Consider the following 22,673-nt stretch of genomic DNA (forward strand, 5'->3'; position numbering starts at 1 on the left):
AAGTTAAGTTAAAATCTAATAATCAAATCTTAATGTAATAATTTTGTAAATTGAATAACTTATCATCAAAGGACTTCTTAAAATATATAACTCCTGCCGCTCTTTTTATAACGTTAAAAATACTATGTGACCCGCTATTTCTTAATACCATAAGTATAGACTTTCTGAATATCCATTTAGTGATAACTCAATCATCTCTAGTTTATGCAGGAATCTTTGTAGTTCTGGATGTTTGTTCAATTATCTATGGACTAAAAAACACATATAAGCTAATAATCTTAGCGATGATAATGGATGGAATATATTCTTTTGGTGTATATTCGTCATCATTCTTTCATTTAGCAGAAGTCTCTATAATAGGCGATAATAACTATATAAGGTCAAATGCCATACATCAAATTGCCGAACCTACAATATTATTATTTCTATCAGGAATGTTAAGTACGTTTATCACAAATTTAGCAGAGGTTTCTATCTTTAGTTGGACTTATAGAAAAATATTAAAAAATAACATTTTCTTTTCAACAATAATTAGTGTCGCAATAGTTATACTTATAAATAACATAATAATGCTTCCAATTATGATAAAAGATAAAAATGTTATATGGACTATCTACTGGTCAAACTTTACAATCAATATGATATTTATAACAGCTTATACAAGTATATATTTAATATTCTTTAAAAATATCTATACCTCAGCAAAAGTAGCAGCTAAAAATTAAATTGATACAAGCTATTAGCCGTATTAAAGAATATATTTTCTTGTTCTTTCGGATCAATAAATACACTGCAAATCATATTAAGCCACTTATTATAATCTTCTTTATTTGATACTGGGTAATTTGAGCCATAACAAAGCTTTGATGAATCAACATTGCCTCTTATCTCATATAAAATTTCGTAAATATGATTATCACTATTATTTAAATCACCACCTGAAAGCTTTAGGAATATATTTTTATTATTTATAATCTCTAGAAATATTGCTCTCCAATAATCAAAGTTTTCTTCACTTGTCTTAATTGGTAATCCTAAATGCTCAATACAACAAATCACATTTGACTTAATAATATCTGGCATAGAATTAATTAACTGATCAGGATACATTTGACACTCAAAAATCATATTATACGCTTTCAGAATCTTTAGCTTATCTAATAAATCCAAAGGAATTTCTTTATCAAAAGGATTATACTTTGAGCTAGAATTTTTAGACATTATTTGTCGAACTCCAACAATATTCTCATACTTTGATAAATCAGTTATTTTTTTCTCAAAAACCTCTATATTTTGAGTAAAGTCAATAAAAGCAATAACTTTTATATTTTTATTATTAAAATTATTAGCTAGCCATTTATACTCGCATAAGTGATTAATGTTCTCACTATGTGCCTCTATATGTACAAAATTATCTATTTCAAAGTCAGATGGTAAAACTTTTCTAGGTAAATTAGTGTTTTCTACCCACTTGTTATAGCCATTATCTACATCCCAGAAATGAATATGTGAATCTATTATTTTTATCATTTAGCAGTATATCCTCCATCAACAGGAATTAATGAACCCGTCATATAAGAAGAGTCGTCACTTAACAGAAATAATACAACTTTTGCTATTTCTTTAGCGTTAGCAATCCTGCCAATGGGGAACTCAGTAGCCTCTTCTTTTTCTACTATCTCTAGAGGTATCCTAGATTCTTTAGAGTATTTATCTATTGCCTGTCTATATAAAGGTGTATCCGTAGTCCCTGGACAAACAGTGTTAACTCTAATTCCTTGAGAAGATAAATCTAATGCTAATGATTTAGTTATTTGAGCTATAGCTCCTTTAGTTAAACCATATGCAAAACTATTATACTTACCAACAAAACATTGATCTGAACCATTAAATACAATAGATGCTCCTTTATTCAAGTTATTTTCTAAAGCCTTAATAATAGATATATTAGATAGTAAATTAGTATTTATTAGTTTCTCTATTTCTTCTAGCGTTTGAGTAAATATAGATCCAGCACGATGAATCCCTACATTTAAAAAAATGCCTTCATAATTTCTATCTAAAGGAATATATTTATCTATCATTTTATAGTTAGATAAATCAACCTCTATATAATCTTCATTTTTTAGCATTTCAGCAGGTGGATTAATATCTAAATTAATGATCTTATAGCCTTTTTGACTTAGTTCTTTTATAACCTCTCTACCTATACCTGTAGAACCACCAGAAATAATATAATTTTTCATATAATTTTTCAGACTCTTTTATTTAATATAATTAAGAACTAATTTCTGAGGATTTACAATTTTAGTTTAAGTAAAAAATCAGAAATCATGCAAATAAATAGTGAGTTTCAGTAGAACCTTATGAGACTACATAAAACTGTAACTTAATGAAAACATTAATATGTAAAGCTCTGAAGATTTGTTATGAGATATATAAAATACCAATATGGTGCCCGTGGCCAACTCCTAACCAATCTCTCATAGCATTTATATATCAACACTTCTATTTTTTATAAATTAGTCAGTCGTACAAAAAGTCGTACAAATCAAAACTATATTTTATCAAAATAGTCGATATTGTATTTATAATAACATAGTTGATTAATTATAAGATTTTTATCAAGCACTCTCTTTAGGTAACCATAGATCAGCTAATTCAGATGAACTTAGTTTAGTAGTAGTTTGAACTCCATCTACACTTCCTCCATCCATATCTATATCATCTGCTCCAGAGGCTGCTAATAGCTCTGCTATCTTATTTGAGTTAGCTGATAAATCTAATGCAAATCCATCATTAGCATCTATCTCTAAACCTTGATTTGTATATTGACTAGAAAAATAATCATCTACTATTACTGAGCCTAATGGATCACTATCAAAACTAATTAGTAAATCTTCCCCATCTCTACTTAAATTAATAGCGTCATGATCAATATTTGTTAACTCTAATGTGTCCATAGTTCCATCATTAGATGATACATTTAAAGTATCATTACCATCTCCTTGAGAATATCTATAAGTATCTGAGCCTTCGCCTCCAGAGATTGCATCATCTCCCTGACCTCCAGTTATAACATCATCACCTTCTCCAGCCTTGATAGTATCATTACCAGTGCCTCCAGATAATATGTCATCTCCAGCTCCTACTTCTATAGTGTCATTACCTGCTCCACCTTCTATAGTGTTATTACCACCATTTAGAGCTTTAACTATATCATCCCCATCGCCAGCATCTGCTATGTCATCTCCTGAACCTAAATAAACTGTATCATCTCCAGCTCCTGCATATACAACATCTACTGCATCATTTGTTCCATTTATCGTCTCACTAGAATCTGTACCTAGAGTTATTGGCTGAACATCATCTATAGATTTAAAGCTACCATCTGAGAACTCAAAACCTGTTACTTTAGTTTGATTTCCATCTGTAGCATAAAACTTCTTAATTAATAGACCTTGTTCCGGATCTGAACCAACTTGTACAAACAAGTCTTCATTTCTTTGAAGATATTGAACATCATCTTGAGAGACATTTTCACCAAATACTATTCTATCTGATTGATTTGTAATATTTTGTTTAGCTCCTGCTATAGTGTCAAAGCCATCACCTAGATCATAATGGATTGTATTATTACCTAATTCCCCATGGATAATATCATCTCCCTTACCACCAGTTATAACATCATCGCCTTCTCCAGCCTTGATAGTATCATTACCAGTGCCTCCAGATAATATGTCATCTCCAGCTCCTACTTCTATAGTGTCATTACCTGCTCCACCTTCTATAGTGTTATTACCACCATTTAGAGCTTTAACTATATCATCCCCATCGCCAGCATCTGCTATGTCATCTCCTGAACCTAAATAAACTGTATCATCTCCAGCTCCTGCATATACAACATCCACCGCATCATTTGTTCCATTTATCGTCTCACTAGCATCTGTGCCTAGAGTTATTGGCTGAACATCATCTATAGATTTAAAGCTACCATCTGAAAATTCAAAACCTGTTACTTTAGTTTGATTTCCATCTGTAGCATAAAACTTCTTAATTAATAGACCTTGTTCCGGATCTGAACCAACTTGTACAAACAAGTCTTCATTTCTTTGAAGATATTGAACATCATCTTGAGAGACATTTTCACCAAATACTATTCTATCTGATTGATTTGTAATATTTTGTTTAGCTCCTGCTATAGTGTCAAAGCCATCACCTAGATCATAATGGATTGTATTATTACCTAATTCCCCATGGATAATATCATCTCCCTTACCACCAGTTATAACATCATCGCCTTCTCCAGCCTTGATAGTATCATTACCAGTGCCTCCAGATAATATGTCATCTCCAGCTCCTACTTCTATAGTGTCATTACCTGCTCCACCTTCTATAGTGTTATTACCACCATTTAGAGCTTTAACTATATCATCCCCATCGCCAGCATCTGCTATGTCATCTCCTGAACCTAAATAAACTGTATCATCTCCAGCTCCTGCATATACAACATCCACCGCATCATTTGTTCCATTTATCGTCTCACTAGCATCTGTGCCTAGAGTTATTGGCTGAACATCATCTATAGATTTAAAGCTACCATCTGAAAATTCAAAACCTGTTACTTTAGTTTGATTTCCATCTGTAGCATAAAACTTCTTAATTAATAGACCTTGTTCCGGATCTGAACCAACTTGTACAAACAAGTCTTCATTTCTTTGAAGATATTGAACATCATCTTGAGAGACATTTTCACCAAATACTATTCTATCTGATTGATTTGTAATATTTTGTTTAGCTCCTGCTATAGTGTCAAAGCCATCACCTAGATCATAATGGATTGTATTATTACCTAATTCCCCATGGATAATATCATCTCCCTTACCACCAGTTATAACATCATCGCCTTCTCCAGCCTTGATAGTATCATTACCAGTGCCTCCAGATAATATGTCATCTCCAGCTCCTACTTCTATAGTGTCATTACCTGCTCCACCTTCTATAGTGTTATTACCACCATTTAGAGCTTTAACTATATCATCCCCATCGCCAGCATCTGCTATGTCATCTCCTGAACCTAAATAAACTGTATCATCTCCAGCTCCTGCATATACAACATCCACCGCATCATTTGTTCCATTTATCGTCTCACTAGCATCTGTGCCTAGAGTTATTGGCTGAACATCATCTATAGATTTAAAGCTACCATCTGAAAATTCAAAACCTGTTACTTTAGTTTGATTTCCATCTGTAGCATAAAACTTCTTAATTAATAGACCTTGTTCCGGATCTGAACCAACTTGTACAAACAAGTCTTCATTTCTTTGAAGATATTGAACATCATCTTGAGAGACATTTTCACCAAATACTATTCTATCTGATTGATTTGTAATATTTTGTTTAGCTCCTGCTATAGTGTCAAAGCCATCACCTAGATCATAATGGATTGTATTATTACCTAATTCCCCATGGATAATATCATCTCCCTTACCACCAGTTATAACATCATCACCTTCTCCAGCTTTGATAGTATCATTACCTGAACCTCCAGATAATATGTCATCTCCAGCTCCTACCTCTATAGTGTCATTGCCAGCTCCGCCTTCTATAGTGTTATTACCTCCATTTAGAGCTTTAACTACATCATCACCATCACCAGCATCTGCTATGTCATCTCCTGAGCCTAAATAAACCGTATCATCTCCTGCTCCAGCATATACAACATCTACTGCATCATTAGTTCCATTTATTGTCTCACTAGCATCTGTGCCTATAAATGTCGGTTCAGGTATAACTTCCTGCTGCCCCATATTTTGAAGCTCTTCATTAATTTGATCTATCCCTTTCGAATAAATCTCTTCTAGTGATACAACTGTTCCATCTGAAAATTTCAAACTTTTTACGTTTGACTTAAAACCTTGCTCACTCACATCTGTATAAAAGCCCCAAATTTCAACTCCTTGAGTAATGTTATCTCCAACTTGAATAAATAAGTTATCGACATTTCTACTAAGAGTTAAATCAGATGGAGATATTCCCTCTCCAAACTCCACAAAATCAGACAATGCTTTCTTAGAATAATCAATGATAATATTTTTATCATCTCCTAAACTATATCTTACTGTACTACTGTTAGCATTTCCTAGGTCTATATAATCATCACCTGCTCCAGATTCAATCGTATTATCCTCGCCATTAACAAATAGAACATCACTATCATCTGTACCTAATATAGTTTTAATATTTAAAACTTCTGAATCTGCGGCCAAAGTACTTCCATCTGAAAACTTAAACTCTTTTAACTTAGCTGAACCACTATAAAAATAGTCAATTCCTAAGCCTTGAGAAGGATCATCTCCCACTTGAATCCTCAAATCATATGCAACCCTAGTAAATTTTAAGTCTGATAGATTTATTCCTTCACCAAATTCTATGATATCTGAACGAGCTACATCCCATTTTCCAGAAATAGTGTCGAAACCATCTCCCAAATTATATTTAACAAGATGTGTCGAAGAACCCTTAAGGCTTATTCGATCATTTCCTTTTCCACCTATAACCACATCATCACTATCAGATAATGTACTAAGGGTATCATCTCCATCTGTACCAACAACTTCTTTTAGATCAAAAATATTTGAATCAGTTGTTAATATTTCACCATCTGAAAAGCTAAATTCTTTTATTCTTTTACGAGTTGTATAAAAATCTTTAATTGTCATACCTTGAGAAGGATCATCTCCTATTTGAACAATTAAGCTAGAGGCGTTTCTTCTAAAGCTTAAATCTGATGCTGATATTCCTGAACCAAAATCTATAGTATCTGTTGGCTCTGAAGTACTGCTAGTGCTTATAGTATCAAAACCATCTCCTAAATTATATTTAATAACATTAGTAGAACTGCTAGCTAAATTAATACTATCATCACCTTTACCACCTATAACAATATTATCTACACCAGATAATGTACTAAGAGTGTCATTACCATCTGTACCAACAACATCTAAATCAAAGATATCTGAATCTCTTGTTAATACCGTGCCATCTAAAAATTGAAACTCTTTTAACTTTTTACTATCATAAAAACTTTTAACTTCCATTCCCTGAGAAGGGCTATCTCCTACTTGAACAATTAAGTTAGAACCATTCTTTCTAAAACTTAAATCAGATACAGATATTCCTTCACCAAACTCTATAGCGTCTGTTGATTGAGATGTCCAACCAGTACTTATAGTATCAAAGCCATCTCCCAAATTATATTTAACAAGATGTGTCGAAGAACCCTTAAGGCTTATTCGATCATTTCCTTTTCCACCTATAACCACATCATCACTATCAGATAATGTACTAAGGGTATCATCCCCATCTGTACCAACAACTTCTTTTAGATCAAAAATATTTGAATCAGTTGTTAATATTTCACCATCTGAAAAGCTAAATTCTTTTATTCTTTTACGAGTTGTATAAAAATCTTTAATTGTCATACCTTGAGAAGGATCATCTCCTATTTGAACAATTAAGCTAGAGCCATTTCTTCTAAAGCTTAAATCTGATGCTGATATTCCTGAACCAAAATCTATAGTATCTGTTGGCTCTGAAGTCCAGCTAGTGCTTATAGTATCAAAACCATCTCCTAAATTATATTTAATAACATTAGTAGAACTGCTAGCTAAATTAATACTATCATCACCTTTACCACCTATAACAATATTATCTACACCAGATAATGTACTAAGAGTGTCATTACCATCTGTACCAACAACATCTAAATCAAAAACATCTGAATCTGTTGCTAATACTGTACCATCTGAGAATTGAAATTCTTTTAACTTTTTACTATCATAAAAATTTTTAACCTCCATTCCCTGAGAAGGGCTATCTCCTACTTGAACAATTAAGTCAGGACCTTTCTTTCTAAAACTTAAATCAGATGCTGATATCCCTGCTCCAAGCTCTATAATATTTCCTTGTGAAGAACTAGAACTAGAGCTATAGATAGTATCAAAACCATCTCCTAAATTATATTTTATAGTATTTCTCGAGCTCCAATCCAAATTAATACGATCATTACCTTCTCCACCCATAATAACATCACCTCCACTAGATGATGCATTAAGAATATCATTGCCATCTGTACCAACTATATCTAAATCAAAAACATCTGAATCTGTTGCTAATACTGTACCATCTGAGAATTGAAATTCTTTTATTTTATTGGTATTTGCATAGAAACTTTTAATCTCCATACCCTGAAAAGGATCATCTCCAACTTGAATAATTAAGCTATTACTATTTTTTCTAAAACTTAAGTCAGATGCTGATATCCCTGCTCCAAATTCTATAACATCCGTTGGAGAGCCAAATGTTTCTAGAATAATCGTATCAAAACCATCTCCTAGATTATATTTAATAGTATCTTTTGATGTATCATTCCAGGCAATATTAGTTATGAAATCATGTCCTACGCCAGCTGTAACAACCTCATTAAATCCTGTTAAAGCTATCCTATCATTTCCATCAGTACCAACTATTGTAGGCTTAAATATTTCATCATCCCTACTTAAGACAGTACCATCTGCAAACTCAAAAGTTCCTACTCCAAAGGTAACTCCAAGACTATAGAAATCCTTTAATAACATCCCTTGTGTTGGATCACCCTTTATAGTTATAAGTAAATCACACCTCGTAGGATCAGTACTTTGTTTTGAAAAACTTAAGTTTAAGTCTTCTTTAGAAATTCCTTCTCCAAAAACTATTTTTTCTGTTGCTGTTTCCTTAATTGTCCAACTATTTATCGTATCAAAACCATCACCAAGGTCATATTTAATTACATTGTTAGATATTCCTCCTCCTAAATGAGTAATATTAATAGTATCATCACCCTTTCCACCAATTAATGTACTATTAGAGTTTTGCGTATTTAACTCGTCATTTCCTTCTCCACCAATTAATGTTCCAATGCCTCTAAGCTTATCATCACCAGCTCCTCCAAAAATAATATTATCTCTAGAGATGTTAATACTATCTACGAATAAATCATTATTACTATTATTTCCAACCAAAAGAGTTTGCCCTTCTAACTGTAAATTAGCAGCATTTAGTTCTATTATCTGCTGATCTGTAGCTGTATCCATTACACTCTCTAATATAGACTTATAGTCTTTATTGAACTTCCAGCCTTCTTTAGTTAACCCATTAGCTAACTCTTCTATTCTTAACAATAAATGCAACCCTTCAACGGGTTCTTGTGATATTGATTGATTAATAAACTCATTAACCCCATCAAAATTAACTGATACATCATCATTAAATTGTAGTTGCTCTAATAAATGTGGATAAATAGCTTGGTTAAATATTGATTGCTCAACACTTTTAAATATAGTGTCATAACCACTTCCTATTTGATCTATATTTAAAGCTTGTGTTCTATCAATCGGAATCCAACCATTAGAAAAAACTCTATCACTAATGATATTCTTTTGTCCTAGTGTAATAGCATAATTCATAGTTACACTACCATAAGTCATTGTAAGTTGATCACCATCAACACTCGCTTGAATAATTTTGTTACCGGTAAATGTTTCTAAAGTTTGAATACTTTCAAGCTTAATTCTAGTTTCATCAGATATTTCAAATTTAAAGCTTGTTCCATCTTCTAAAACTAAGCTCTCTAAATTTAACGTATCAGAAAAATTTGCTGACTTTGTCCATTCTCTAACTATACTTCGTGTTTTCAATCCACTTGTAGGGTTTTCCGAAACCTGAGCTAATATTTCTGCCAAATCTGGATTTAAGCTAGCTGCATGGCTTAAGTTTCTAACAGCTCCTATACCTCTAATATCTATCCCTGTACTTAACACTTCATCAGAAATAGCAACTTCATCTGTAAACTCACTTCTTGCTGGCTCTTTATCTAAAAATAAATTTCCAATTTCTCCAGTAGTTCCATCTGTTTTAGTAAATGTACTTATATCAGATATTACTCCTCCATCAGTAGCTCTGTTAATGCTCTCATGTCCTAAATCAATACTCGCTATACCAGCTTCTGATAAACTTTTTAATTCACTCGCTTGAGAAATACCATCTTGGTTTTTATCCTGCCATATTTTCAGATCATTAAATGCTGCATCACTTGAGCTAAATGTACTATCATTATTACTATCTAATTCTGCCAATGCTTCAAAACCATGAGCTGCTTTTGTACCATCTGCTTTAAGAGTATTATCTCCAAATAATTCTCTACCACTGTCTATAGTACCATTGCCGTCTAAATCACGAACTAGGAGCCCATCATCTGCACTTACCCAACCAGTTCCTTCTCTTACCTGCTTAGCTTCATGATCAAAAAGTACACCATTATTTACTGATACTGTTTCAATACCATCACCATCTAAATCAAAAGTTAACGGATCTCCTCTAAATGCTTGACCCTGTTGTGAAGTGCGGTTTATATCTGCTAAATCATCAGCTATTTTCTCTAAAGCTTGTTGTTCTTGACTTAATTCTGGAGCTCCTGCATTATCAACTCTTGCAGCATCTAAATATTCTTGTTTACGATTATTTAATATTACTGTGGCAAAATCATCTACACCTAATATGCTAGCTACTTTGCTATGCTCTGATTTAAATTCTGCTGTATTTTCTTTAAGTTGATTAATTATCTTTTGTCTATTACTATTTTTTTGTAAAAGCTCTAATTTTAAGCTTCTCATATCAGCTTCAGGATTTTCTTGTTCTGCTATGTCAATCTGTTGAGATAGGCTAATAATTTCTTCATTTAATCCTTCTACTTGATCACTTAACTCCTGAGCCAAATCTTCCAAAGGTTGTAAATAATGATCCGATAAATTATCTATAGTTGCTTCAATAACTGCTGGTTCATAACTTGCAATATCACTAATATCTCTAAAATTAGCATCACTATTATTTAATATCCCTTTTAAAGTTGTTCTCTTAACGTCAATAACTAGGGCATCTGCTCCATCAATTTGTAACTGAGAATCAAAGTGAATATCTATAGCAGCATCAAATTCAGCTATTTCTTGCTCTAGATTTGTATTGAAATCATCTTTAGATATTTCTAATTCTTTAATTAAATCATATTTATCTTTATTTTGATTAAGCTGCTCTAATATTGTTAAATTAGAACCATCCTGCAAGGCTATATCTATATCTGATATATCCTGTTGCTTATTAAATAAATCTTGCTTGAAGTAATCTTCTAATAGTTTATCTTGATAAGTTGTTATTTCTTCATAGTTATTATTAAATGATTCTTGAATTCCATCAATGATATTAGTCTCATTTTGATAAGGGCCAAAAACCTTATTAAAATCTGAAATATTCTTTTCAAAAGAGTCTCGTAACTGTATAGCCTCTACTGTAGTCTCAAGTTTTTCAAGCGTATCTGATATAGTAATTTCAGATGATTGTGATGAATCACCTTCATTTAATTGTTCTCCCAAACTAGCTATTTTATCAACATATTCTAGCTTAAAATGATTATTGACAACTTCAACGTCCAAATAACCTATATTTCCTGTGTACTTAAGCATCCCTTCTGCATTATAACTATCGTAAATATAGTTATGCATACTATGCAAATTAACATCTCCTCCTAAATCAGCAAAACCCTCTGTCCATGAGTAATTTGATTTAAGCTCTATTACTTGACCATTATGTGTAGACACAAGATTTCCCTCAGCCACTATATCATTACCACGGACATAAGTACGTGACTTGTCCAAAACATCTTGATACTTAGCATAACCCGCTTTTAGCTCAGCTACACTATCATTAAATATTGACTGAATATCTGAATTTAAGGCTGTTATCTTCAAACCTTGATCGATAGCTTCTGATACTGTTAAACCAGATTCATGAGCGTAATTATTTAAATTTTCTAATGCTGAATTTGCAAAATCCTGAATACTATCAACTAATGTTGATGGCATATCTGCAAGTTCAGTCTCTGACAATAAGCTAGATAAATCTGCTAAGCTATCTAAATGGTTCTTAACATCTAAAACACTTGCAGTATCATTATATAAACTCTCAAAAATATTATTAATATGCGCATTAGGCCCTTGTAGAAGCTGCTTAACTCCATAACCCTCAAACTTAATATCTGAATGTACTGTAGCTCTTCCAGCTGCTGCCTCTAAGGCAATTACATCTGCCCCTGTTGCCCCTAAAGAGTGTCCTGTTGTGTTTATATTATTAATACTTTCAGGCTGTAGCGGAACTTTAAAAACATTAGGATTTTTCTGTTGTTTTAAAACATCATGATAAAATTCCTTAGCCTCTAACATATAGTCTGGCACTATACCACTAGCTAAGGTTATATCTGTTTGCACATCAGGAGAAATGCTTTCATTACCAATAATAGCAGTATCTGTTCCTTTGCTTACAAATGTGATCGCATTAGTGTGATTATTTAAAACTACTATGCCTTGATAAGTTTCATAATTACCACCAGTAGTTGCTGTGGTCTCAACTAAAGTATATTTTTTCAATACCTCTCGATATAACTCAGGGTTATTTTGCATTCCTTCTATAAGATTTGTTTTAGCTCCACCATTTCTATCTACCATTAGACTTTCATTTTTTAAACTACCATCGCTATTATAAAAAATACTATCTAATGTTTGATCTTTAAGGCTACTAGCACTATCTTTATAAAAAAGCTCTACCGCATAGGAAATTTCACTTAATATCGCTGCATCTTTATCTGTTAAACTATATATGCTCATTTTATATATCCCTTTTTTTACTTATTTAATTTTGAATCTAATATTTCTTTAATTGGTTGATAGTATTTTGTATCTTTAATCAAAATATTATCTTCTCTATTTGAACTTGTTATATAAGCAAGTTCAAATATATTTGAACTTGTTATAGGTACATAACCTTTATAGCCGCCATCTCCTAGTGTAAAAAAATAATTACGTAAATATTTATAATACTTATCACCAGTTAATCGTGTATAACATATTGTTCCACCATGCTTAACAACATAATCTTTGTTATATGTATACAAGTATATATACATACCATTTATCTTATGGCTAGTTGTCAAATTATGTAAATATTTATCTAAAGCATAACCAAACTCCATTGCCTTAGCTATATTCTCAGCATTTTCTGGTTGTTCGTAGATATTTATACTCATATTATTTACTTGTATTTTAGCTTTATATTTCTCTAGCCATTCTTCTCCATTTAAATTCCAATCTCCCCCTACATTGTATAATTGAAAATATCTCTCCGAATGGGGATATCTTGTGTTAGATGTATCAAACTTTTCACCCTCACTTCTAATTTTTAAAGAAAAATCTATTTTATCGGATGTATAGTATTTAGATATAAGGCTATCTTGTATATATTTTTTTATCTTTGGTATTATTATTGATTCACCACAACTATCATCATTAACATTATATTCACCTGCTATATTTGGCACCGTTGGATTTGCATTTATTGCACTTGTACCGACTACATTTGTTAGATATACAGTACATTCATTTACTTTTCTACTCGTAAACCAACTTGTACCTTCATACTCTTCTAATACAACAGATAACCCATTATCATAACTTCTTTTTACTTTGTACTTTCTATCATATTTCTTCTCTGCATAATTTTTAGCCATCTCTTCCATCTGAGATTTATAGCTATTTCCAAGACTATAACTAAACTCTATTGTCAGCAACAATAGCAACAGACTTATTAATACTTTTCTTAAATTCATTATTTCTAATTCCTTTCTTAATTTAAAACTTCTTTTAACTTCTGTACACTTCTCTCATTTTTTAAACTATCATCGCTATTATAAAAAATACTATCTAATGTTTGATCTTTAAGGCTACTAGCACTATCTTTATAAAAAAGCTCTACTGCATAAGAAATTTCACTTAATATCGCTGCATCTTTATCTGTTAAACTATATATGCTCATTTGTATACCCTTTTTTTATTTACTATTTAATTTTGAAGCTAATATTTCTTTGACTGGTTGATAGTATTTTGTATCTTTAATAAAAGACATATCACTTCTATTTGAATTAGCTAACCTAACAAATTCAAATATATTTGAGCTTGTTATTTGTTTATATTCATATATCTTATCTAAATCTTTGACACTCTGTGGAACATATCGTAAAAAACGCGCATCAATAAATGCAAAATAGAAATTAAATTTTCCTCTAGGGTATTCTTTTCTATCTTTATTCCTATTTGAACCAAACCCACCTTCTTTTTCAAACTCTTTAGGAGTTAGATCTGTCATGTATACATATATATTTTCTATCTTATGGCTATCTGTTAAGCCTTTTAAATATTTGTCCAGCTCATAGCTAAACTCGATTGCCTTGGCTATATTCTCAGCATTTTCTGGTTGTTCGTAGATATTTATACTCATATTATTTACTTGTATTTTAGCTTTATATTTCTCTAGCCATTCTTCTCCATTTAAATTCCAATCTCCCCCTACATTGTATAATTGAAAATATCTCTCCGAATGGGGATATCTTGTGTTAGATGTATCAAACTTTTCACCCTCACTTCTAATTTTTAAAGAAAAATCTATTTTATCGGATGTATAGTATTTAGATATAAGGCTATCTTGTATATATTTTTTTATCTTTGATATTATTATTGATTCACCACAACTATCATCATTAACATTATATTCACCTGCTATATTTGGCACCGTTGGATTTGCATTTATTGCACTTGTACCGACTACATTTGTTAGATATACAGTACATTCATTTACTTTTCTACTCGTAAACCAACTTGTACCTTCATACTCTTCTAATACAACAGATAACCCATTATCATAACTTCTTTCTACTTTGTACTTTCTATCATATTTCTTCTCTGCATAATTTTTAGCCATATCTGCCATCTGAGATTTATAGCTATTTCCAAGACTATAACTAAACTCTATTGTCAGCAACAATAGCAACAGACTTATTAATACTTTTCTTAAATTCATTTTCATATCCTTCTAACTTATACGAAATCTCTTTTATATTATCTTTCTCTAAGGCTGTTATCGATACCTCTTGTAAGTGGCTCTGTGAAGAAATCTATCACTCTTCTGGTTCCTGTCTTAACCTCTGCTACTACTGCCATTCCAGGTACTATCTTATAGCTCTCACCATCTTTGTGTAAGGTATTATCATTTAAGGAAACTATTAGCTTATACACTAAGCCCAATCTCTCATCTTCTATAGCATCTCCAGAGATCTTCTCCACTGTCCCATGTAGTACTCCATACTCAGCAAATGGGAATGTATTGACCTTAACCTCAGCCTCTTGACCACTCTTTAGATATCCAATATCTTCATTCTTAACATACACCTCAGCTTGTAGCTTCTGATCTAATGGTACTATCTGCATTAATACCTCTGCCGGACTAACTACTGCCCCTATAGTATGTATCTTTAATTCATGCACTATGCCATCTATCGGTGACTTAATTTGATTCTTACCATTTAATGTAGTGGCTTTATGTAATTCTTGTTCTGATGTATATAGATCTTTTGTATCTTGTCTGATTGATTTTAATGTCTCTAGATATGTTTCTGATTTGAATGACTCTAGATTACTTCTAGCTTCAGCTATCTCTGCTTCTAATTGTTTATCTCTCTTTCTCTCTGTCTCAAGTTCATAATAAGTATTTAGATACTTCTCTCTAGTCTCTAAATAATCCATCCTTGATACAGCTTTCTTCTTTAGCAGGTTTGCATAGGCATCTGTCTTCTCTTTGATAATCTTCACAGTCTGCTCTAGTTGAGCAGTCCTATTCATACTTATCTCTTGTTCTGTCTTCTTTGAATCAAGGGTTGCTTCTAATGTCATAAGCTTAGCAATACCAGATTGCCATTGTTGCCATAACAATCTCTTTGATTGTTCAATATCTAATTGATCTGTAACACCCTCTGGTACATCAAACTTAATCTTATCGTATGGAATTTGTTCTCTAAGATTACTCTTTATCATTTCATAAAAAGTCTGTTCTCTGGCTATTCTTAGTTTATAAAACTCAACATCTTCTTGTAGTTTATTAATATCAGCTTCTGTATAGTCAGATTCCAATGTCATTAAGATATCACCCTTCTTAACTAACTGACCATTCTCAACATTCACTCCTATAACAGTTCCTTTCTCTGATGATTGGATTGTCTTAACATCTCCACTTGGAATAATCTTACCCTGACCTGAGGTGATAATATCTATATTAGAAACAGCTGCCCATAGTATTACAAATACTATTAAGAATATTAGACAATATAGAACTTTCCTCATCAAAGGATGTGGTGGCTTATCTGTAACTTCTAATACTCCAGGTAAAAAGCTATATGCATCTTTCTTAGCATTATCTTCTTCTGCTAAGGTCTTACGATTCTTCCAAAAATCCAATAGCTTAGACATTACACCTCTCCTCTATGTTGAGCATTATAAAGTTCAGCATAATGTCCACCTCTAGCTAATAGCTCACTATGAGATCCATCTTCTACAACTGTACCCTTATCCATATAGATAATACGATCACAGTCTTGTACTGTTGTAAGTCTATGAGCAATGATAAACACTGTTCTATCTTTAGCTATCTTAGCCATATTCTTTTGAATGATTTTCTCTGATTCATAATCAAGTGCTGATGTTGCTTCATCTAATATTAGAATCTTAGGATTATTGATTAATGCTCTAGCTATAGATAATCTTTGTTTCTGTCCACCTGAGAAGTTTGCTCCACCTTCTTCGATAACTGTGTCATAACCATCCTTTAACTCTAAGATAAAGTCATGTGCCCCTGCATACTTAGCAGCAGCTACTACACTCTCCATACTCGCACTTGGATTAGTTAAGGCAATATTCTCTCGAATACTACGGTTAAACATAAAGCTCTCTTGTAGAACAACCCCTATGTTTTGTCTTAACCATACTGTATCTATAGTAGATAAATCTGCTCCATCTACTAACACTTTACCAGCTTCTGGTTGATACAATCTTTGAATAAGTTTTGTCAAAGTACTCTTACCACTACCAGAGCGTCCTACTATACCTATAGACTCTCCAGCTTTTACATTAAGATTAACTCCATCTAATATAAGTCTAGTATCAGCAGAGTATCTAAACTTAACATCTACAAAACTAACCTGACCCTTAAATGTAGGTAATGCACTCTTACTTGATTTGTTACTAGTCTCTGTAGGAGTGTTTAATATATCTCCTAGTCTCTTTAATGAAACTCCAGCCTGTTGGAATTCTTGCCAGATGTTTACAAGCTTAAGGATTGGTTGAGTTACTCTTCCTGCTAACATATTAAATGCTATTAGCTGACCAACTGTAAGGTGACCAGCTATAACCATATGTGCCCCAACAAAGATGATTGCTATAGTTGTTAACTTATTAACTAACTCTGCTATCTGTCCTGCTACATTACCTAAGTTCTGAGATCTGAAAGATGCCTTAACATACTCTGTTAGGTTATCTTCCCACTTTCTTTGCATCTGTGGTTCAATAGCACTAGATTTTACTGTTTGAATACCTGTTATAGATTCTGTTAAGAAAGATTGGTTCTTTGCTCCAGTATAGAAAACCTTATCTAAGCGATGTTTTAATATAGGTGTTATAAATACTGATAATATAAAGTAGATTGGGATAGTTGCTAATACTATTAATGTTAGTTGCCAGCTATACATAAATAACACTGCTATGAATATAAATGTAAATGATAGATCTATTATTAAAGTAAGTGCTGTACTTGTAATAAAGCTTCTTATCTTATCTAGTTCTTTTACTCTTGCTACATTCTGTCCTACTTGACGTGTTTCAAAGTAAGATAATGGTAACTTAAGTAAATGGCTAAATAGCTTAGAACCTAAGACCACATCAACTCTTGATGTAGTATGACTAAATAGATATGTTCTAATACCACCAAATATAACTTCAAATATTGCCACAACAAAAAATACTATTGCTAATGTATTAAGTGTTGTCAGACCATTATGCATAATTACTTTATCCATAACTACCTGAAAGAAGAATGGGGTTACTAGTCCAAATAACTGTAAAAACAAAGATGCTATTAATACATCTCTGAATATATGTTTATATTTCCATAATGCTGGAATAAACCACTTAATATTAAATGAATCTTCCTGAGATGTTTCATTACCTTTATGGGTAACTAAAATTGCTTTACCTGCATAAACTTCATTGAACTCTTCTTGTGTCAAAGGTTTGACATTTTGTTGACCTTGCACTAACACAAGATATTGACCTTTATTAATAGCTGCTAAGATAAAATACTCACCTTGTTTATCTTGCAAAATCACAGGGAAAGTTCTTGGATTAAAATACTCAGTCTTTAAGTCAACCGCCTTTGCTCTAAAGCCTTGAGCCTTGATTGCCCTTAAGAGATTTACTTGTGAAATATTGCCATCTGGCTCTGCATATTCGTGGATTATTTGCTTGGGGTCTACTGCTATTTTATTGAAGTTAGCAATCTGGCAAAATGAATATATTCCACTATGCATAATTTTAATTTTCTTAAAACAAAATTAAACTAAATGGTATATAATTTTTATTCAAATTTAAACAATAATTTTGCACGCTATGTCAAGACTTTTTACAGCAATTATTCTATTGCTTACAATTTCACAAGCTAGTGCTTTTGCTAGTAGATATTTCTGTCCTGCATCAGAAGATTTCAAACAAGAAAATAATCAGCTTGTAGCAACTACTAATTATTATAATATTAAACATACATGGGTAGGCTTTGATAAAAATCCATCTGGATTTCCAGAATCTCCTCAACTATTCAAAGGGGCCACATTAGCAAATTGTAAAGATGGTACTTGTGATTTGATTTGTGTCTACTACTCAAATGTAGAAGATCATACTATTGAAGCTAGTTCAAATCATAAACCTAATCAAACCAAGTTCATAATCAATGAAAATATAAATGCTTATCTAAAAAACTTCCAATGCCAGTTCACTGAACATGTCGATTGTCCGTTTATTGTTGAGACTGAATAACTTTGCATAAGCGGGGATCAAACTGACAACTCCCAAATTTAAAGACCTCTAACCTTAGAATTTACAATGGTTTTAGCCATAATTTACATACCCATATTATACAAAGCCACCTAATCATATAAAAAAGTATGTAAATAGGTATGTAAATTATCAAGAGATTATATGAAACACAGTAAGACTACATGACAACAAAATATTTATGAAAGCCTTTATTTTCAGGGGTTAATGAGACAATATGAAATTAGATAAAACATATGTCTGGTGCACTGAGCGAGACTCGAACTCGCACGTCCTGCGGACACCACCCCCTCAAGATGGCGTGTCTACCAATTCCACCACCAGTGCAGAAAATTATTTAGATGATGAGTCAGCCTTTTTGTCTGAAGCTTTTGCAGCAGGAGCTTTTGTTGCATCCTGTTGACCATATTTGTCTTGATATTGGCTATAGTCATATTGTGAAGCTATTTGACCAGCATCATCTACAGGTGCTTCTGCTTTAGAGCTTTTCCCTAAATAACCTAACCCAAGACTACATACAAAAAATAAAGCTGTGAAAAATATTGTTAGTTTAAATAAAAACGATGCTGCACCTTTACTACCAAATACAGTATTTGATGAACCAGCGCCAAAAGAAACGCCCATATTCGCGCCCTTTCCTTGTTGTAATAATACTAGCGCAACAATCGCAATTGCAGCAATAATGTCTATAGTTAAAACAATTTTGTACATAATTTATTTGCCTAATTAATTCTTTTTTTATAAAACATCTTACTTTATTACCAAGTAAGATACATTTAGAATACTAAACTGTAAGCTAAGAAAATACACTATTTTTATATTTTTGGCAAGGTCTTCATCGCCTAAGACTTTATTTGCCAAGCTTCTCTTTAATAAGAGTAGCCATAGATGGTATAGCTTCTTTTACTACCTCAGAAATCTCCTCATCTTTTTGATGAATCCTCTCTATTTCTACCCCAAAAAACTCAACGTTATTAATATTCATACTTAAAGCCTGTGCTAAAGCTAATGATGGTGCAACACCAATGCTATGAGATGATAGAAACCCATCAAAACTCAATATTTGCTCCGCTTTAAAATGATAAAAAGTTCCAGGCTTTGTTTTTGCATATACCGCATCTACTAAAAGAATTCTTTCATAGTCATTATTTAGATAGTTCAACAAATTTAAACCGGGCCTATCTACACTTTCAATAACCAAATCATTACAAGATTCTAACTCTTGTACCAACTGATCTGCTACTAGCCAACCAAATTGGTCATCTGCAAATGGTGAGCCTATCCCTAAAATAAGTACCCTACCCATTAAATATGCTCCTTATTAAAAAAGGGCTGTCCTATAAATGTAAAAACAACTCCACTTAGAAAACTACTTGGGATAACATACATCGCCCAGTACCACATATAATTTTGCTCGCCAAAATAGAAATAGCAAAAAACTCCTCCAGCTAGACCTACCACAATACTAATCAAGCTTGCTAATACATTAACCCTCTTCCAAAAGAATCCTCCTAATAATGAAAAGGCTAAAGCTGAAATAGGAATATTCATCAAAACCATTTTCTCAAAGATTTGATCAATAAAAAGATTTGCTAAAAGATATGTTAATAAAGCTACTCCAAGAGTAATAAATATACTCCTTTTTAGCGAGGTGTTGTGAATAGCCTTATGGTTATGTGCAATAACAATAGAACTGATAGTATTCCATATTCCCACAATCGTAGTAGTAGCTATAAAGAATAAAACTGCGTAAGTTATGCCTTGTAAGAATTTTGGTAATTGATGATTAATCAAATAAGGAAAAACTTCTTGCGGCTGAATGTTTATAGCAATCTTCTTAGCCACTAAACTAACCGATAAAATAGCTATCCCATAGATTACAGTTATTAATATAGCGGCAACTATAACTGATAGAAATGCTACCTTTGTGGTTTTAGCTGTAAACATTTTCTGACCATACCACGGTGCAAGAATATAAGTAAACATTGTTATGATAACTAAAGATATTAACACCGAAGTAGAAAAACTCTCTGTATGAACAATAGCATCTGATGTCTGCTCAAAAGATACCGCATAATATAACCATAACGGCACCACAATTATAGTTATTAAAAAGCTTAATACATCTAAACGAATAATTGTTCTAATACCGCCTCTTAGGCTAATAACCAACATTACAATACAAAAAATACCACTCAAGACCCATTCATTTAAACTAGGTAAAAGAGGCATAAAAATAAGTGTCAGTGACTTTATATAATTAGCACTAAAGCCAATCATCGCCACAAGTAAAATACTAGCTGCAATATAGCCTATAGTATCGTTATATCTTCTTTTAAAGAAAGTAGTTACTGATACCCCATCAAACCCTTTCCACTTTTTTGCAACACTAATAGCATAAAACAGTAAACCTACTAAAAATACTAACACTAAAGAGACTGCTGAACTACCATAAAGAGCACCTAAGGATGTAAAGCCCAATAGCGTTGATGTATTTAATTCAGTCATCACAAGTGTGGCAATAAGTGCAAACATCCCAATCTCTTTATTTGCAACAAAGTATGTTTGTGATGAGCTTGTTTTTCTCTGTGTTTTTAAACTTACTATACTTACTAAGATAAATATTAATATAAAAGCAAAAAACATCATCTAACTAGTGCTTAACCTTTTGATAACTTATTTTCATAAAGAACAAGATCAAGAATATAATTACTATTGATAAACCTATAGCTGAAGAGTTTTCATCAAAGAAACCTAAGATTTCATTCACTTTGACAGAATCAACACTAAATAGGCTAAACATTTCTACCAATGCAATAATATAAGCTGCCACAACAACTATACATAGAACGATAATGTTATAGTTCTTATATTTATTCTCTTTGATATTTAAGTTCAAAACTTTTGACATCATTGCTGCATCCACTGAATCAACAATAATCATTCCCGTAGCAAAAGCTATAGGTAAAAGCATAATATACCATATAGATAAATTATTAATCGCGCTAACAGCTGCCATTCCTAAAAGAGCAACCTCTGTTGCAGTATCAAACCCCAAACCAAATAAAAACCCAACAAAATACATCTTATACGGTCTATCAATAGTTTTGACAATTGGTCTAAATAATTTAGATAATAAAGATGTTGCTTGATGCTGATGTCCGTGAACTTCTGATGAGTCTGCAGAAATCAATTTTGTCAAAGAAATAAGGCTCATACTGCCTGTTATAAATAAAAAGCAAACAGACATAAGGGTACCAAACACAGCCCCAATATTTAAAAAGCTAGCATTTTCCATATGAGAAAAACTAAAACCTAAAGCTATAAATAGTGTTAACAAAAAAACTATTGTTGAATGACCAAGAGCAAAAAATAATCCCGTCTTAAAACTAGCTTTATTCTCATTAACTAACTGCCTAGTCACATTATCTATAGCCACTATGTGATCTGCATCAAACCCGTGCCTTAGACCTAGCATAAAAGCGATAGCTATTGTTCCTAAAATACCTACATTACTAGAAACAGTAAATAAGAAAACCACCCCTATTAAAGATATTAAAACAAAAAATAGCTTTGTCGACACCTTAGAAATCATAAGAAAAC

14 protein-coding genes and 1 tRNA gene are annotated in these 22,673 nt (G+C 32.2%); 2 read left to right on the top strand and 13 right to left on the bottom strand.

The genetic code is table 11. The annotated features are described in order from the left end of the window. Positions 1–179: 179 nt before the first annotated feature. Positions 180–725 carry a VUT family protein gene (locus KX01_RS01640; RefSeq protein WP_232223345.1) on the top strand — a complete coding sequence of 182 codons (546 nt, stop codon included), beginning with the start codon at positions 180–182 and terminating at the stop codon, positions 723–725. On the opposite strand, the gene KX01_RS01645 is transcribed toward KX01_RS01640, so the two are convergent. From KX01_RS01645 to KX01_RS01680, 8 genes are all read right to left on the bottom strand, one after another. Then, a complete protein-coding gene (locus KX01_RS01645; protein WP_083578882.1) occupies positions 715–1,530 on the bottom strand; it encodes an amidohydrolase family protein in 816 nt (271 codons plus the stop codon). The two genes, KX01_RS01640 and KX01_RS01645, sit on opposite strands and share 11 nt — an antisense overlap. After that, the gene (locus KX01_RS01650; protein ID WP_071663341.1) at positions 1,527–2,246 is read right to left on the bottom strand and encodes an SDR family NAD(P)-dependent oxidoreductase; all 720 of its coding nucleotides are present in this window, start codon (positions 2,244–2,246) and stop codon (positions 1,527–1,529) included. The genes KX01_RS01645 and KX01_RS01650 overlap by 4 nt, the downstream gene beginning before the upstream one ends. 378 nt (positions 2,247–2,624) lie before the next feature. Further along, positions 2,625–12,752, bottom strand: a complete 10,128-nt coding sequence (locus KX01_RS01655) for a calcium-binding protein (RefSeq protein WP_071663342.1) — start codon at positions 12,750–12,752, stop codon at positions 2,625–2,627. A 17-nt stretch (positions 12,753–12,769) separates the two neighbouring features. Further along, a complete protein-coding gene (locus KX01_RS01660) occupies positions 12,770–13,750 on the bottom strand; it encodes a hypothetical protein (protein WP_071663343.1) in 981 nt (326 codons plus the stop codon). 17 nt (positions 13,751–13,767) lie between these two features. Next, complete coding sequence (locus KX01_RS01665; RefSeq protein ID WP_071663344.1) at positions 13,768–13,956, bottom strand: hypothetical protein; 189 nt, start codon at positions 13,954–13,956, stop codon at positions 13,768–13,770. A gap of 15 nt (positions 13,957–13,971) precedes the next feature. After that, positions 13,972–14,997 (bottom strand): hypothetical protein, encoded by a 1,026-nt coding sequence (locus KX01_RS01670; protein WP_071663345.1) that lies wholly within the window; start codon positions 14,995–14,997, stop codon positions 13,972–13,974. Between the two features lie 38 nt (positions 14,998–15,035). Beyond that, positions 15,036–16,439 carry an HlyD family type I secretion periplasmic adaptor subunit gene (locus KX01_RS01675; protein ID WP_071663346.1) on the bottom strand — a complete coding sequence of 468 codons (1,404 nt, stop codon included), beginning with the start codon at positions 16,437–16,439 and terminating at the stop codon, positions 15,036–15,038. Continuing rightward, positions 16,439–18,550, bottom strand: coding sequence for a type I secretion system permease/ATPase (locus KX01_RS01680; protein ID WP_071663347.1), 2,112 nt, complete (start codon positions 18,548–18,550; stop codon positions 16,439–16,441). Before KX01_RS01680 ends, KX01_RS01675 begins: the two co-directional genes overlap by 1 nt. 79 nt (positions 18,551–18,629) lie before the next feature. Here KX01_RS01680 and KX01_RS01685 point away from each other — a divergent pair, with 79 nt between their 5' ends. Continuing rightward, on the top strand, positions 18,630–19,052 hold the full coding sequence (locus tag KX01_RS01685; RefSeq protein ID WP_071663348.1) for a hypothetical protein: 423 nt from the start codon (positions 18,630–18,632) through the stop codon (positions 19,050–19,052). A gap of 259 nt (positions 19,053–19,311) precedes the next feature. On the opposite strand, the gene KX01_RS01690 is transcribed toward KX01_RS01685, so the two are convergent. The 5 genes from KX01_RS01690 to KX01_RS01710 form a co-directional block, all read right to left on the bottom strand. Continuing rightward, a tRNA-Leu gene (locus KX01_RS01690) sits at positions 19,312–19,397 on the bottom strand. A gap of 6 nt (positions 19,398–19,403) precedes the next feature. Continuing rightward, positions 19,404–19,781: a preprotein translocase subunit SecG gene (gene secG / locus KX01_RS09590; protein ID WP_071663349.1), complete on the bottom strand. Its 378-nt coding sequence runs from the start codon at positions 19,779–19,781 to the stop codon at positions 19,404–19,406. A gap of 139 nt (positions 19,782–19,920) precedes the next feature. Then, positions 19,921–20,376: a hydrogenase maturation protease gene (locus tag KX01_RS01700; protein ID WP_071663350.1), complete on the bottom strand. Its 456-nt coding sequence runs from the start codon at positions 20,374–20,376 to the stop codon at positions 19,921–19,923. Next, positions 20,376–21,719: a sodium:solute symporter family protein gene (locus KX01_RS01705; protein ID WP_083578883.1), complete on the bottom strand. Its 1,344-nt coding sequence runs from the start codon at positions 21,717–21,719 to the stop codon at positions 20,376–20,378. The genes KX01_RS01700 and KX01_RS01705 overlap by 1 nt, the downstream gene beginning before the upstream one ends. A gap of 4 nt (positions 21,720–21,723) precedes the next feature. After that, entirely contained in the window at positions 21,724–22,665 is a 942-nt protein-coding gene (locus KX01_RS01710) for a HoxN/HupN/NixA family nickel/cobalt transporter (protein WP_071663351.1), read from the bottom strand. Positions 22,666–22,673: the final 8 nt, after the last annotated feature.

Source organism: Francisella frigiditurris, from assembly GCF_001880225.1.
Lineage (GTDB): Bacteria > Pseudomonadota > Gammaproteobacteria > Francisellales > Francisellaceae > Francisella > Francisella frigiditurris.